At 36.6% G+C, this 16,349-nt stretch carries 13 protein-coding genes; 7 read left to right on the top strand and 6 right to left on the bottom strand.

Annotated elements, in window-relative coordinates; all coding sequences use genetic code 11:
- The first annotated feature begins 16 nt into the window (after positions 1 to 16).
- The 6 genes from uraD (at position 17) to GQS55_RS15085 (ending at position 4,967) form a co-directional block, all read left to right on the top strand.
- A complete protein-coding gene (uraD, locus tag GQS55_RS15110; RefSeq protein ID WP_159821282.1) occupies positions 17 to 517 on the top strand; it encodes a 2-oxo-4-hydroxy-4-carboxy-5-ureidoimidazoline decarboxylase in 501 nt (166 codons plus the stop codon).
- A gap of 10 nt (positions 518 to 527) precedes the next feature.
- A complete protein-coding gene (uraH, locus tag GQS55_RS15105) occupies positions 528 to 869 on the top strand; it encodes a hydroxyisourate hydrolase (protein WP_159821281.1) in 342 nt (113 codons plus the stop codon).
- Positions 870 to 874: 5 nt separating this feature from the next.
- Positions 875 to 1,381: an ureidoglycolate lyase gene (locus GQS55_RS15100; protein ID WP_159821280.1), complete on the top strand. Its 507-nt coding sequence runs from the start codon at positions 875 to 877 to the stop codon at positions 1,379 to 1,381.
- A 66-nt stretch (positions 1,382 to 1,447) separates the two neighbouring features.
- Positions 1,448 to 2,746, top strand: a complete 1,299-nt coding sequence (gene guaD, locus GQS55_RS15095; RefSeq protein ID WP_159821279.1) for a guanine deaminase — start codon at positions 1,448 to 1,450, stop codon at positions 2,744 to 2,746.
- 104 nt (positions 2,747 to 2,850) lie between these two features.
- Complete coding sequence (locus GQS55_RS15090; protein ID WP_159821278.1) at positions 2,851 to 4,038, top strand: urate hydroxylase PuuD; 1,188 nt, start codon at positions 2,851 to 2,853, stop codon at positions 4,036 to 4,038.
- Positions 4,039 to 4,340: 302 nt separating this feature from the next.
- The gene (locus tag GQS55_RS15085; RefSeq protein WP_159821277.1) at positions 4,341 to 4,967 is read left to right on the top strand and encodes a TetR/AcrR family transcriptional regulator; all 627 of its coding nucleotides are present in this window, start codon (positions 4,341 to 4,343) and stop codon (positions 4,965 to 4,967) included.
- Positions 4,968 to 5,237: 270 nt separating this feature from the next.
- Here the strand turns inward: GQS55_RS15085 and GQS55_RS15080 are convergent, their stop codons facing one another.
- The 6 genes from GQS55_RS15080 to GQS55_RS15055 form a co-directional block, all read right to left on the bottom strand.
- Positions 5,238 to 6,539 carry a nucleobase:cation symporter-2 family protein gene (locus tag GQS55_RS15080; protein WP_159821276.1) on the bottom strand — a complete coding sequence of 434 codons (1,302 nt, stop codon included), beginning with the start codon at positions 6,537 to 6,539 and terminating at the stop codon, positions 5,238 to 5,240.
- A 52-nt stretch (positions 6,540 to 6,591) separates the two neighbouring features.
- Entirely contained in the window at positions 6,592 to 7,467 is an 876-nt protein-coding gene (locus GQS55_RS15075; RefSeq protein ID WP_159821275.1) for a 5'-methylthioadenosine/S-adenosylhomocysteine nucleosidase, read from the bottom strand.
- Positions 7,468 to 7,719: 252 nt separating this feature from the next.
- Positions 7,720 to 8,850, bottom strand: a complete 1,131-nt coding sequence (locus GQS55_RS15070; RefSeq protein ID WP_159821274.1) for a purine-nucleoside phosphorylase — start codon at positions 8,848 to 8,850, stop codon at positions 7,720 to 7,722.
- 121 nt (positions 8,851 to 8,971) lie between these two features.
- Positions 8,972 to 11,386, bottom strand: a complete 2,415-nt coding sequence (locus GQS55_RS15065; RefSeq protein WP_159821273.1) for a TonB-dependent siderophore receptor — start codon at positions 11,384 to 11,386, stop codon at positions 8,972 to 8,974.
- 294 nt (positions 11,387 to 11,680) lie between these two features.
- Positions 11,681 to 12,652 carry a hypothetical protein gene (locus tag GQS55_RS15060; RefSeq protein WP_159821272.1) on the bottom strand — a complete coding sequence of 324 codons (972 nt, stop codon included), beginning with the start codon at positions 12,650 to 12,652 and terminating at the stop codon, positions 11,681 to 11,683.
- A gap of 10 nt (positions 12,653 to 12,662) precedes the next feature.
- Positions 12,663 to 14,135 carry an adenosine deaminase family protein gene (locus GQS55_RS15055; RefSeq protein WP_159821271.1) on the bottom strand — a complete coding sequence of 491 codons (1,473 nt, stop codon included), beginning with the start codon at positions 14,133 to 14,135 and terminating at the stop codon, positions 12,663 to 12,665.
- A gap of 581 nt (positions 14,136 to 14,716) precedes the next feature.
- On the opposite strand from GQS55_RS15055, the gene GQS55_RS15050 reads away from it, so the two are divergent.
- Positions 14,717 to 16,156, top strand: coding sequence for an NCS2 family permease (locus GQS55_RS15050; protein ID WP_159821270.1), 1,440 nt, complete (start codon positions 14,717 to 14,719; stop codon positions 16,154 to 16,156).
- Positions 16,157 to 16,349 lie beyond the last annotated feature (193 nt).

Below are 16,349 nucleotides of genomic sequence, written 5' to 3'. Positions count from 1 at the left end.
AGCGATAGGGTAAAATATGAATATAGAAGAATTAAATACCTTGTCTGTTGAGCAAGCAACGCATGCCTTTATGCAGTGTTGCACAGCCTCTGCTTGGGTTGAAGCTATGGTGAAGGCAAGGCCTTTTAGCAATAGTAGAGCAATTGCTACGCAAGCAGATTTAGTATGGCAAACGTTAGAAGAAAAAGATTATTTAGAAGCCTTTGAAGGCCATCCTCAAATCGGCAATGTGGCAACTTTGCGAGCGAAATACGCGAATACGAAAGAATTAGCCAGTGGTGAACAAAGTTCAGTAAATCAAGCAAGTGAGCAAGTGTTAGTAAATCTAGCTAAGGGTAATGCTGATTACTTAGACAAGTTTGGCTTTATTTTTATTGTCTGTGCTACAGGTAAAAGTGCTGCAGAAATGCTAGCTTTGTTACTTGAGCGCTTACCCAATAACAGAGCAACTGAATTAACAAATGCAGCGGAAGAGCAGCGTAAAATTTTCCACCTTAGAATTGAGAAACTACTATGAGTCAAAAATTATGAGCCAAATAACAACGCATGTTTTAGACACTACCCGTGGACTACCAGCACAAAAATTACCTATTACCCTTTTTGCTCAAACACCAGATGGTTGGCAAGAACTTGCTAAGGGAATAACGAATACCGATGGACGCATCGCCGGTTTATTAGCTAATGATGTTGTGCTTTCAGCGGGCGTTTATCGCATGCACTTTGCAACCAAAACTTATTTTGACATGAACAACGAACAAGGTTTTTATCCTTTTGTTGATATCGTTTTTGAGCTTGATGGTAGCAACACGCATTATCATATTCCATTGCTATTAACTGCGTTTGGTTATTCAACATACCGTGGCAGCTAAAACAGATGACTGACAATATAAAAATACTAACGCCACAACCATTAACAAAAGATGCTTTTACAGTGTTTGGTGATGTAATTGAAGCTAATTCAGAGGCAAATAACTTTGCTATTAATGATGGCTTTACCCAGCGTTATCATGATCTAGCAAAAATTGATGTAAATGATAATAACGGACATCCACTAATTAATATTTTTCGTTCAACTCCCTTGGTGCAACCAATTGCTATCAAAATGATGGAACGTCACCCAAAAGGGAGTCAGGCATTTATTCCTATGGGCACCAATAATTATTTAGTGGTTGTTGCTCCTGCAGGAGAGTTTGATGTAAATAGCATTAAAGTTTTTATTGCTAAATCTCATCAAGGCGTTAATTACCATAAAGGAACTTGGCACCATTTTTGTTTAGCATTAGGCGGTGAAAGTGACTTTTTAGTGGTTGATAGAGGCGGCGAAGGCGATAACTGCGATGTACTTGAACTCGACGGTTCGTTAGTTATTGCCAATTCATAAATGAATGGCATACATGAATAGTGTGAACACAAACAAGTAAAACGTTATGAATCAAGGTGAGAATAAATGTTAAAAGTATTTCGTGGAGAATTACTGCACTTTTTGGCTGATCCGGCCAAAGTACCGCTACAAGAGAGCTATCAATATATAGAAGACGGATTGCTAGTTATTGAAAATGGCTTGGTGGCAAAAATAGGTGAATTCGCCGAATTGTTTTCGACCTTGCCTGCTGATATTGAGATTACTCATTACCAAAAAGGGTTAATCATACCGGGCTTTATTGATACACATGTGCATTATCCGCAAACCGAAATGATTGCGTCTTATGGTGAACAATTACTTGAGTGGCTAGAAAGTTATACTTTTCCATTTGAACGTCAATTTTCAGATCTTGAGCATGGTAAGAAAGTTGCGGAGTTCTTTTTAGATCAGCTGCTTGATGCAGGAACAACAACAGCTTTAGTATTTGGTACTGTGCATAAAGAGTCGGTTGAAGCCTTTTTTACCATTGCTCAGCAGAAAAAGCTGCGCATGATTTGTGGTAAGGTATTAATGGATCAAAATTGCCCTGATTATTTATCAGATACCGCACAAAGTGGCTATGATGACAGTAAGGCATTAATCGAAAAATGGCATAATACTGACCGCTTACAGTATGCCATCACTCCGCGTTTTGCTCCTACTTGCTCAACAGAGCAATTAAATAAAGCTGGGCAATTGTTGGCTGAAAATCCGAGTGTTTATTTACACACTCATTTAAGTGAAAATAAAGCTGAAATTTCGTGGGTAAAAGATCTTTTTCCTGACAGTGACGGTTATTTAGATGTCTATGATCAAAGTAAATTATTAGGCCGTCGCAGTATTTTTGCTCATGGTGTTCATTTACATGACAGTGAATGTCAGCGCTTAAGTGAAACAGATTCAGCAATTGCTTTTTGTCCTAGCTCGAACCTATTTTTAGGCAGTGGTTTATTTAATCTTAAGCAGGCACAAGCGCATAATGTGAATGTTGGACTGGGCTCTGATATCGGTGCAGGAACAACCTTTTCTATGCTAAGTACAATAAATGAAGGGTATAAAACACAGCAATTACGTGGCGATAAACTTGGCCCATTTCAATCGTTTTATTTAGCAACATTAGGTGGCGCGATTGCCTTAGATCTTGAAGGCACTATCGGTAACTTTACTCAAGGAGCTGAAGCTGACTTTGTTGTGCTTGATTGTCATGCAACACCCTTAATGGCTAGACGAATGAGCCATTGTAAAAACTTATCTGAAAAACTATTTATTTTAAGTATGTTAGGCGATGAACGACATGTTAAATCAACTTATATTATGGGTGAAAAAGTCGATAATAAAGCGTAACGTGCTTAAATTTAAGGAATGTGTTTACATTCTCATTGTAAAATTTTTTCAGTTGAAAAAGCTTTATTAAGTAAGAAGCTTATTAATAAAAATAAAGGAAAGTTATGGATCCGTATATTAACGAATGGTTGAATCTCATTATTCGATTTGCCCATCTTATTACAGGTATTGCTTGGATAGGGGCTTCTTTCTACTTTGTGTGGTTAGACAATCATTTAGAAACACCACCACAAGAAAAAATAGATAAAGGTATTGGCGGTGATTTATGGGCCATTCATGGCGGTGGTTTCTATGAAGTAGCCAAATATAAGCTTGCCCCACCTAAAATACCAACTACGTTACACTGGTTTAAATGGGAAGCATATACCACATGGCTTACAGGATTTTTATTATTATCACTGATGTTTTATGTTGGGGCTGAATCATATTTGATTGATCGTCGAGTGGCTGATTTAACACAATTACAAGCGATTGTATTAGGCATTGGTTCTATTGTTGTTGGCGTTGGTATTTACGAATTTTTAGTACGAACTAAATTAAGAAATCATGGCATTATTTTAGGCTTGATTTTAATTGCTGTCGCAACCGCTTTATCTTATGGCTTAACACAAATATTCAGTGCACGCGGTGCATACATGCACATGGGCGCTATTATCGGCACTATTATGGCGGGTAATGTGGCTTTTGGCATAATGCCTTCACAGCGAGCACTGGTTAAAGCGGTTGAAGAGGGAAGAGCGCCAGATCCTAGCTACGGTTTAAATGCCAAAGTACGTTCAACACATAATACTTATACAACACTGCCTATCATTTTTATTATGATCTCAAATCATTATCCGATGACTTATAACCATAGTGCTAATTGGCTGGTATTAATCGCGATTATTTTAATTACTGCCTCAGTGCGACAATATTTCGTATTACGTCATTTTGGTAAGCAGAAGCCCTTAGTTTTGGTTGGCTCTGTGGTCGCAACGATTGTTTTAGCTTTTCTAATCGCGCCTAAATCAGTTGAGTTAAACGAAGCGCAAAAACAATTAACCGTAAGTGATACACAAGCAATGCAAATTATTGAACAACGTTGTAGCGCTTGTCATTCAAATAACAACACAGATGATATGTTTAAAACGGCACAAGCAGGAATTGTGTTTAATGATATCAATTCAATTAAACAATGGGCTCCACGTATAAAAGCCCGAGTTATTGATGCTCAAGATATGCCTTTTATGAATAAAACTAACATGACAAAAGAAGAGCGGACTCATTTAGCTATTTGGTTAACTCAAAAATAAAGGCAGTTAAGCTAGGTAAGTTTGAATAGTTAAAAAGTAAAATAATATATGAAGTTGTTGATCTTGGTTGAAAAGTACCAATATTTATTATCTAATAATTGTTGGTTTCAACAGGTTAATTAAAACGACTTAAATTCTGTTAGTTTTTTATCCGTGATCGTTTATAACTGCTTGCTTATAAATAATTACTTATAAATACAATTTACTTACTGTTGTTTGTTTTTAATACAGTTAATTAAGGCAGTTAGTTAAGACACGTTTTTTAACATTTGTTTACTCGCGATTTTTAAATAGGGATTTTTGTGAAAAAAGTGAAAGAAACAGAAGGGGCTATTCGACAAAAGAATAAAGCTCTTATATTTAAAGCGGCCAAAAAAGAGTTTGTTACTCATGGCTTTAAAGGTGCATCAATCAAACGTATAGCAGAGCGGGCAGGGATAGCTCGTGCTAATATCCATTACTACTTTAAAGATAAAACCGATTTATATCAGCAAATTTTAAGTAATATTATTGAAGTTTGGAATAGAGATTATGATACGTTAAATGCGAGTAGTGAGCCAAAAGCCGCGCTTAGTGCATACATTAGATCTAAGGTAATGCATTCTAAAAATGATCCCGATGCCTCTCGAATATTTGCTAGTGAATTAATTCATGGTGCACCTGTTCTGCATTATTACCTAAATAATGATTTTAAAGTATGGTTGCAAAGTAAAGTTGTCGTTATTGAGGCTTGGATAAAAGAAGGTTTGATTGATGATGTTAATCCACATCATTTGCTATTCTTAATTTGGAGTTCTACGCAACATTATGCTGACTTTAATGTGCAAGTTGTTGCTGCACTCGACAAGAGCGTTATGGATGACGATGATTTTGAAGCGATTGTTGCTACATTAACGCATGTTATTCTTAAAGGTTGTGGCATCAGTTAATGTTGTTTTTTTTAAGCTACTTAACTGCTAACTTTTCATGTCCTTGTTTGATAAAACTCAGCGATACTTAACCGCTGAGTTTCCATTAAACAGTCGTTTTTATACCAATCTCACTAACTATGTGATCATTTCTACTTGCTAAAATCACCAACTACATCGTTATTTATTTAATAATTAGAACAACTAGTTATTGAAATAAATGCCTTGTATTTTGCAATTTTTTCTACGTATAAATTTGTTCACTTAATTAATGAAACTGGTATTAACTCACTATTCAGTATCCGTAATGATATCGGCATTTGGTAGTATTACATTCAACAGTAAAGCAATAATTGAACCTGTGGTTATCCCCGAAGCTAAAATAACTTTGAGAAATTCAGGTAAGTGACTTAATAATTCTGGGCGAACAGTGACGGCCATACCGGTAGCAATACTAACAGCGATAATCATACCATTTCGTTTAGTATGTTGAGTTGTGGATAAGATATTCACCCCAGCAGTAATAATCATGGCAAACATAACTAAGCCTGCGCCACCTAATACAGGTAGAGGTATAGAGACAATCATAGCCCCTAAAACTGGGAATAAACCTGCAAGTACTAACATTGCGCCTGTAATAGCAACCACATATCTACTGGCAACGCCTGTCATCCCGACGATGCCAACATTTTGTGAGAAGGAAGAAAAGGGCGTCGTTGAAAATACCGATGCTAAGGCCGAACCTAATCCATCACATAAAATACCACTTGATAGTTTTTTTCCAGTTAACTTAGTTTTTGTAACATTAGACAGCGCAAGAAAATCACCGGTAGATTCCACTATTGTTACTAGATAGGCGATCGACATACCGACAATACCGCTAATTGGAAAGCTTAAACCAAAATGAAAAGGGCTTGGTAAGGCAAATAATGGCGAACTTTGCACCGGTTTAAAATCGATTACTCCCAAGGCCAAACAAACAAGGTAACCGACGAGCATACCTATGACGACAGCAGCAGCAGATAGAATGCCTTTACCAAAGATAGATAATGTAACCACGGTTGCTAAAACTAGCAAACCTATGGCTAAATTAGACAGCGAAGCATAGTCATCCTGGCCTACTTGACCACCAGCAAACCAATCAATTGCTACGGGGACTAATGATAGACCAATTAAAGTCACCACTGTGCCAGTAACAATAGGTGGGAAAAACTTTCTGATTATTGGCATAAAAAAGCTGCCAATGATCATTACAAGTGACGCAACCAAAGCTGAGCCTAAAATGCCTTCCACACCATATTCAAAACCAATAGCGATAGAGACACCAACAAAGGTAAAACTCGTTCCCATAACACAAGGTAATCGAATACCAACAGGACCAAGCCCTTTACATTGAATAATAGTTACCACGCCAGAAATTAGCATTGCTGCGTTAACTAGGACAACAATATCCGCTACAGGAAGCTTTAACACTCCGCCAATAACTAGTGGGACTGTAATAATTGCACTTAGTGCAGCAAGTAAATGTTGTGCTGCGAGTAAGATGGATGTCCCTAGTGGCGGTTTATCTTCAACGTTATATATAATGTCCATAATGCCTACTTGAATTGTTATAAAGTGAATGTTTTTTTATAGGATTTCCGTTTTATAGTGTTGCTATATAATGCTTTACTGTATTTAGAACGTATTGCTGACAATCTTGCGCGGTTGAAGGATCATATTCTCCGCCATTAGTTAGATTATTTGATAACACACGAATACTTAGCATTGGAATGTTATATTCACTGGCAATCATTGCAGCGGCAGCGCCTTCCATTTCTTCCGCGCTGGTACCGAAATTTTTATGGAACCATAGAATTCTATCAATTTCATTATTCCAAAAGTTAGCTGAGCCGATTGTACCTTCGACAACGCGTCCTCTTTTATATAAGTTTTTAACGGCGATAGCTGAATTTAATAGTGTTGGGCTACCTGCATAAAAACGTATTTTTTCAGCATCCTTGGCACCAGAGTCCTCTCCAGCACTACCTTTTGACGCCATAATATCCATGGGTATCCACGAAAATGGATCTGAGCCTTGGCCGGTGTTTTTATGTGATGTTTTAAAGTTACCAATATTTACGGTTCTTTTACCTAACACTATATCTCCAACCATTAGAGCAGGATCATGTCCACCTGATGTTCCTTGGTTAATGATGGCTAAAGGTCGGTATCTCTCTATAGCAATAGCTGTTGCTGCTGCGGTATTTTCTAGCCCTTTGCCTGTTTCTGCGACGATGACAGGGTAGTTATCTAGTGTGCCAATATAAAAGGTAAAGTAGCCTGAGTATTCAATTCGAACATTAGACAGCCTTTTAGCTAAATACTCAGCTTCAATTGGCATTGGTGCTTCAATTAAAATTGGCTGAGGTGCTAACACAGCACTTTCCGTAACAATTCTTTTCATTGTTGTTGCGTTAGCATTCAGTTGAATAAGTAGAGCCGTAAAAAGTAAAATAAATTGAGTAATTAGTTTGTTCATAGGGCAGTCCTTAAAGAGGCGACGGAATAGTGCTTAAAAATAAATATAGATGAAATGTTCAACTTTTAATTTATATCGAGCAAATTGAACGAAATGGCGTAGCCAATTTATGTTCAACTGCTATTACTGTAGTGCTGAATCGCTGCGTTGGTGAGTAATATAAATAGAGCAATAGATAGACTTATTTATTGCTCTATTTAATGATAAAACTTGTTAATTATAGAATTTTACTCATTACTCTTTAGTTTGAGCTCATTTAGTTTCTTTAGCTTGATAAGGAGGGGTCTCTTGATACACCGACCAATTAACAACTATATTGTCAACAACAATACTGCCGACAGCGTAAGCAGACTCTAAAGATGATTGCATCCCAGCATACCCATTTTCACCACTTTCCAATTTTAAATTCTCTGCAGCCGTTAAACTATCGGGTTGCATACTGTAATTACTGGCTGTTCTAAGTACCATAAAGCGATTTTTATCTGCTTTACCCGCTTTATCTAAATAGGTTAAAGATTGATAAGTTCCAGTGTCTTCCATGCCAGAAGTCACAAAATTTGCCTGACCATCGCTCCAGAATTTTGACCATGAATTTGCCCAATTATTCATTAATTTTCCATGCCAAAAAGTAGCCGCTGCCATGTGGTCGCCTTTTAATACAAAGGGAGGACGTTGGGCATTTGGATAATTAACGTATTTAGCTCTTAACGTTTGCATACGAGGATAATCAGTTAATGGAGTATCTTTAGTTAATTGATATGCCCACTCAGCTAATTCGCCATTTATTTTATACACTTCACCTGCTGATTGATGGTTAGTATCTTTTGCCGTTTTACCTTTGTATGGGGCGTGTGAGAAAAGTGGGAAGTAACCAGAATCCCAATCTGCTGGTATTTCACGTGCATCTATTTGATGCGCTAAATCACCATCAACCAACCACGTTGCCCATACCGCCGATCCTATTGATGCATCTTGTGGATCAACACCAGCAATCCCCGCGACTAACCAATATGTTTTGGTGAGATCAAAGCGAGGATCAAGACCTAAAGCCATAATTGAAGAAGCAGCACGAGCAGTTCCCATTCCAGTTACCATGCCTAAAACGCCAGTTTCTTCGTTGTAATATAAATCATGGTGAGACTGTGGAAAGGCAAAGCGTTTATTTAAGGCTTGTCCTTCTTTCCATAATTGAAATTCGCCAGCTTTGTCGTCATCGTCTTCACCAATTTCAAACATGTTAACCACAACAACTTTTACCTGAATTGGCTTAGTTTCTTCTATAACTTTCACTGTAGAGTCTTGCGTGGCAGTTTTTACTGCTCCACAGCTAGATAGGGTGAACATCAAACCGAGTAAGGTTATTGGAAGTAATAAATATTTCATTGGGTCTCTCTATAGTAAAGATAAAAAATAGGGATATATTTTCTTTATGCAGCTTAAAAAAAGACTCATATTCGTATATTGAGTATGAGTCTTTGACGACACTAACGTTAATTAATTAACGTTAGAATTTATAACTAAATTTCGCTTGAACATGTCGTGGAAGTTCAGGTAATACTACTTGTCCACCAAATAAATCTGGGAAGTTAGCACGGTAGTATTTTTCATCGGTTAAGTTTTTAACGGTAAAGCTTGCTGTCCAAGTTTCTGCATCATAAAACACACCAGCATTAATTAATGTATATGAAGGAAGTTCAACTGCTTGTGAGAAACCTGAGTAGGTTGAACTTGCATTCACAACACTGGCATTTGCAGCAAAACCATTTTGGAAATCATAAGTGGCAGTAAGGCTGTATATATCTTCAGGCATACCTGCTTTACGTCCTCCTTCTTCATCGCCAACTAATGTTAAACCAATAACATTACCGCCATAGATGAGTGCAGGGTCACTTAAGTTCACTAGATCTTCAGCACCTAAGAAGCCAAACTGACTGCCATCTTGTATTGCTGTTAAGTTATAAACCTTAAGATTTGTGTAACCAGCACTTAAAACAAGTTGCTCGCTGAAGACCCAGCGTAATTCAAATTCTGTACCTTCATTACGCGTAGTGGCGTTAGTAGTAATTGATTGTGCATTGTAATCAGTACGTTCTTGCTCATAAAATGATAATGCAAAGTATAAGCTTTCATCTAAAAAGCTACCTTTTACACCGTATTCGGTTAATTTTGAAACATCAAAAGCACCACTTTCTAACTGAGCAACACCAATTTCTGCCCCTTGACCTGCAACAAGTGTTCCTTGCTCAGCTAAAGTAATATAGGGAACTAAGCCAAAGTCTGATTTGTATGAAATACTGGTATTCCAAGATACGCCATCTTCTGTTTTACTCGCGTCAGTAGTATTAGATGTATCGTATGAGTCAGCAGAGCCTAATAATTTATAATCAAGTCTGGTTGTTTCAATATCTATAGTGTCGTAACGAAGACCTAATAAGACATTTAAACCCCAATCCCAGCTTAAATTTGACATAGCGGCAATACCGTAATCGGTATAACTACCTACATCATAATTGTCGTAATCTTTATCAATTCTTGTTGCCAGTAAACGACGATCTAATGCAGTTGAAGGCATTGTTAGATCACGACGATTGAAGTATTCATTGGTAAAATCATCCGCATGTTCGAAATTAGTGTATCTAATTGACGGTGATATTTGCACTTGTGCAATCAATGAATCGAACTCATATTCATTTGAAAATACGAGTTTATTTTCCACAACATAGCTATCGTGCTTTTGAGCAAAGCCGTATGCGTTTTCATTGATATTGTCATAGGCATCATAAAATAATTGGTTTTTAATTTCCCACCCATTATCAGTGTAATAAAACATATCAAAATATAGCGTAACAGCGGTGTTTTTAAGCTGATCGTCAGCAGCGGTTAGTACTTGATTATGTGATAGTGTACTTGTACCAGCGTTCTCTAGCATCATCGCTTCAGTTACTTCAGCGTCATTAAAAGAGGATGCAGGAACATAAAAGAAGCTATTACCTGCTAAGTTAACAGCACCGTATTCTTGATGTGAAATAGAGCCATCACCATTAGTATCTAAAGGCTTCGATGTGCCCGTAGTGTAGGTACCATTATCGATAAGGTCTTGTGATAAACGGTTCCAACCTGCAACTTGATTACCATCATACAGATGGTACATACCACCAACTTCAAAACGGAAATTATCGGTAATGTCGCCATTAAAAGAAGCTTGAAATATAGTTTGATCTGTTCCTGAGTTATCATAGAAGCTACCTGAATTTTCAACTTCACCATAAAGGTAGAAACCCATTTCCTTACCAGCTATTTCTGCAGGGCCGCCAACTTCAGCTGTTATTACGCTTTTATCCCAGCTGCCGGTAGTTACTGAGAACTCACCTTTATTTTCATCTAGGTATTGTCCACCAGTCGCACGAGAAGACTTAGGGGTAAAGTTTAAATAGCCACCAATTTTAGAGGGGCCATGAATAGGAGATGCTGGACCTCTAACAATATCAACACTGCTTGAGGCACCAATAGGGGTAGGGAAATTACCCGGGTTATCAAGACGCTTAACACCTCTAAAGTAGTTTTCACCGGGTGTACCACGTACATCTAAAGAACCAGCGACACCAAAGAATGATTGCGTAAAAGTACCGGGTGAAAACGCAACTAACTCATCAAGATCAGTGATGGCAAAACGTTCCATTTGTTGATTACTAATTGTTGAGACAGAGCGCGGTGTTTCTAGAATTGACTCACCAAAACCAAAAACTGACTCAACCGCTTGACCAGGTAAACTTCCTAGGGAACCCCTTACTTCAATTTTTTCAATGTTTTCATCAATTTCTTTGGTTTCTTCATCTGCTGCAAATACATTTGAAGTTAAGCTAAGGCTTAATGCAATTGCAGAAGCAAGATAAGTGGTTTTGTAGTTACGTAGTGTCATGTCAGAGTGTTTCCCTTAAAATTTTTTCAGAACGCTAAATAAATTATTAGCAGTATTTATTTTTTATTATTATATGAACTAATAAAGCAGAATTAATGCCAAGTAGTTGACTTAAGTGTCAGTTTTTTATTTTTATTTAAGATTATGTTTTTATTGGATTTTATTTTAGTTCTGAATTTTTGTTTATTTCATTAATTATTGAAGGAAATTTATACAGCACTAGATTGGAGCAATTGCACCAACTTATAACTGGTGCAACTATGTTGATAACCGTTAACTTATAAAAAGGAGGTCTTATTTATAGTCGCCATTGAGGTAGCGATAAAAGGCAGGGTTTACCCAAACATCTTCGCTTGAAAGCGATAGGTTCATGTTTGTTTGAGATAAGGTGTTATTAATTTTCTTAAGTACGCTATTTAGATTAGGTATTAATACAAGTGTTGAGGCGATGAAACCATCGGCCTGTAGCGATATTCTTTTTACCGCAACAAAAGAATCTTGTGGATGAAAAGTGCGATAAAACGGTTGCCACCAGGCATCAATAATTAAACCCGTTTGACCTTCATTATCTTTTTTTGCAAATCGATTAATTAACGGCATAAAAGTATTTTGTTCAGTCTGATTAGCGAAGTTGAATCGAAGATCATACTCTTGGGCTGTTCTAATGCTTGATGTTTTTTCCTCGGTTTTAGTATCTTGCCAATTTTCACGAATATTGAAGGCTGAACTTTTTGCGATTAATTGCCAAGTGAAGTCAACGTTGTTAATTGTTAATAGGCTAATGAGTTGCTTTGCATGTACCAAAGAGCTATGACCATAAAGGATAACATTGTCACCAGATTCACTTGATGACGCCATTGTTTGGGCTTTAATATTGTAGCCTTCAACTATATTTTCATCTAATAGCTGATTCAATAATGATGTCAGTGACGTAGGTACTGTTGGGTAATCAATTGTTAACGGCTTAAGAGCAGCACAATTTTCTAATGCAGTGCTTTGTTGTAATTGATTAACCTCTTTTTGGGGGAGACAACCTAGTTTAGATAATAATATAGCTGACTTTTCTTCTTCGCTATTATATTCAGTCTCAGTTGTTATTTTTTGTGATGCTTCACCTTTTTTAAGAACAATGGTATCAGATACTTCAATTAATTTTGCATCAGCCACTACCTGTGAATATGGTTGTTTGGCTTGTACAGTCGTAAATGAAAGCAATGTAAAGCATAAGCTAACAATTAACTTATTGTAGTGCAATTTTTTGTACATAAAAAATATCCTAATTGATAGACTGGTTTAGCTGTGGGTATTGACGACGAATAAATTCATTTAAAACTGCTGACTTAGTTAAGCTATCAACACCATTATTTTTAAAGCTTTGCTCAAATGATTTTATATTCTGGTCAAACTTATCACTAACCATTTGCTTGTCTTCAATGTTCAAAAAACTATATTCAAGCGAGTTTTTACTCAACTTTAGAACTTCTTGCCAAGATAAATTAAATGATTTAACTGCAACAAAAAATTCATCAGTTAAGTTTGAATGAAACATCCCTCTATCATCTGTTGATAAAGCAACAGGTATTCCAGTGCGCAAGTACTCAGGGAAGGGATGATTTTTAAAATCGTCAATGTATTCTAATAATAAATTACTAATCAAATTAATTTCAATTAAGTAATGGTTATGACGCATTAACAGTAGCGTTTGTGGATCACCTAATAAATTAACACCATGGCCAATTCTATCTGCGCCCAATAGTAAGGTATCTCTAATATGGAAATTTGGTTCATCAATTTCGCCTGCATGAATGGTTAATGCAATGGCTGGATATTGTTGTCTTAATTCGCGTAAAGTCGATAAAAACCTTAGTGGGTGGCCTTTTCCATTATCTTCTCTGCCGACCATGTTAATGCCAACATAAATGTCTCTATGTTTATCAACAAACTTATAAATATCGGTTAGTTGTTGTTCTGCAATAGGTGAAAATCGTAAAAGTTGATAGATCAATTTTACTGTTACACCTGTTTCCATTGCATCTTTTTGAGCCAATCGTTGTTTAAGAATTATTAAGGCTTTTTCTTGTGTTTGTGGCTTACCGTCAGGCGTCATAAAGGCAGATACATTGAATTGACTTTCAAGATAGATAACGCCTTCGGCAGAAAACGATTTCATATTGCGAACAAATAATTCAGCGGCTATATATGGGTTACTGGTTAGTTCATTTAAGCGTTGCCAGTGAGCTTGGAAAAACTCATCACGTCCTTCAAAATCTTTATCTAACCATAAACTTTGCTGCCACGCTTCTTTCTCGGTAGTTGTTAAAGATGACAGTGCTTTATAATTTTTTTGTTCACATGCATTTAGCTGATGATAAGTATGAGCACTTATATTAACAAAGGTTAACATAGGAGAGCTAAAGCCAAATGCATTCTGACCATAGCCATTACATAAATTTAATGCCACTTTGGTATAATAACTATAACCGCCATTAAGTTCGCTATTCGTCGCGATTTCGTACCACCAGCTAGGAAAGTTACTACCACTAGAATGTTGATGTAAATCAGCACCTTTAGGCATATTATATAAAAACTGATAAAGCTGCTTATCTGTTGCTTTACTTTTGAAGTCATTAAACCATTTTTCGTTAGTGTGGTCTATTTTGGGTAATGACTTAGCTGAGCTTTCTTGACAAAGTACTAATTGAGCAGCGAGTAATATTACACTGACTAAAGCTTTTAATGATGGAGGCATATTTTTCCTTTAATTATTTTTTAAGGCACTATACGTTGATTACTTACTTACTTACTTATATCGTTTACAGCATAGTTTTTAATTTGCGAGCACCGGATAGTATTCGATAAGTTATCACGTGTATAAATGTTTATAAATGATTTTATTTCACTCAATAGGTCAATAATTCTCATCTATTAAACAAGATAAAAATATTGACATGTGTGTCAGATTTTGTGATTTTGTTATAGTTACTTAGTGGCATAAAAAATGGTAGTGTGTCGAATAATGTCGATTATTACCCTCACAAGTAAATACTTCATCAGCAAACGTTACATAAGGCATAAAAAGTTATGAATAAGTATTCATTGCCGTATCAGGTTTGATTATTTAATGTAATTTGTGCTGTTTTACTCTGTGGAATTTTAACAAGTATTTATAAGTTATTGATTTTTAATTCGGTTACTAAGAAGATAGTTACACTCAGACTCATTAATATAATGACCCTAAACTAAACTTATTCTTTTATAATTATCCCTACAGCAAAAAATCACACTTTAAAAATAAAATATTATTTACAAATAAATAAGAGAACTGTAGTTATGGAAAAAGTTAGTAACACTAATGAAAAACAAGTAAAAAGTGTTGGGTTTTTAGAACGGTGGTTTAAATTATCTTCCCATAAAACTACAGTTAAAATAGAAGTTATGGCCGGTTTTACTACCTTCGTAACTATGTCTTATATTATGTTTTTAAACCCAATAATTATGTCTAAATCGGGCATGCCCTTTGATGGTTTATTTTTAGCAACATGTCTTGGCGCTGCTATAGCAACGATTTTAATGGGCATGTACGCAAATTGGCCAGTAGGCCTTGCACCAGGTATGGGATTAAATGCATTTTTTACCTTTACTGTTGTTGGCAGTATGGGATATAGCTGGGAAATTGCATTAGGAGCAGTGTTCCTTTCAGGTGTACTCTTTGTGTTAATGAGTGTTACTCGGCTTAGAGAATGGATGCTAGAGAGTATCCCGATGAGTTTACGGCTGGCGATGACAGCTGGTGTTGGGCTCTTTCTTGGTTTTATTGGTTTACGTTTTACCGGCCTTGTTGTTGCTGATCCTGATAATATTGTGGCTATTGCTGATTTAACTCATTTTGGCTTTGGTGCTTTTGGTCCCGAAGCACCTGCTTTAGGTTTTCTTAGTTTTTTACTTATTTCTGTTCTTAGTTATCGTAACGTTTTTGGTGCTGTATTAATTGGTATTGCCGTGACTACATTGGTAGCATTTATTATGACTTGGGTATTACCTACAGACTTTTTTGTTGTTGCTGAAGCCGCTAAGTCATTTGCACCTGCTTCAGGGTTTATGAGTTATAAAGGCTTATTGGCTGTACCTGATTTTGCTGCACTTGAACCTATTTTGTGGAAAGCTGATATTGCTGGCGCTTTTCAAGTTGCCTTAATCCCTGTGATTGTTACCTTCTTATTTGTTAATATTTTTGATACTGCAGGAACTCTTATGGGGGTTGCTGAACGTGCAAATTTACAAGATGAAAACGGTAAAATCCAAGGATTGAATAAATCCTTAAAGGCTGATTCTATCTCATCAGTTATTGGTACTGCGTTTGGTTGTTCGCCTGTTACTTCTTATGTTGAATCGGCTGCAGGCGTTTCTGTTGGTGGTCGTACAGGACTTACCGCAGTAACCATTGGTTTGTTATTTTTTGCCGGCATGTTTTTCTTACCACTTGCACAAATGCTACCTGGATTTGCTGTCGATGGTGCACTTATCTATGTCGCTATGTTGATGATGAGCTCTTTAAGAGGTCTAGATTGGGATGACTTAACAGAATATGCTCCTGCCGTGTGTACAACAGTGATGATGGCATTTACCTTCTCTATTTCAAACGGTATCGCCTTTGGTTTTATTACTTATACAGTGCTTAAACTAGGCGCAGGTAAGTCTAATGAAATATCGGGTGGGGTATGGGCGCTAACAGCATTGTTTGTAGCGAAGTTTATGTTTTTACAACACTAAATATATTCACTTCTAATCGACATTTAGGCTGTAAGTTTACTGTTTAAATGTCTCAGCTTACGTATGTTTAATATAAATAGGGGTAGGATAATGTGACTCGGGCTAACATTAATATCGACTAAAAAGGGTAATAGCAGCAATACTCTTACCCTTTGGTTTTTTGTGGGAATGGGGAATAAGTTTATCACTACAA

It is taken from the genome of Colwellia sp. 20A7 (assembly GCF_009832865.1).
In the GTDB taxonomy this organism is placed as follows: Bacteria; Pseudomonadota; Gammaproteobacteria; order Enterobacterales; family Alteromonadaceae; genus Colwellia.
The sequence above is the reverse complement of the archived record's forward strand: the minus strand, read 5'-3'. Positions and strand labels throughout refer to the sequence as shown.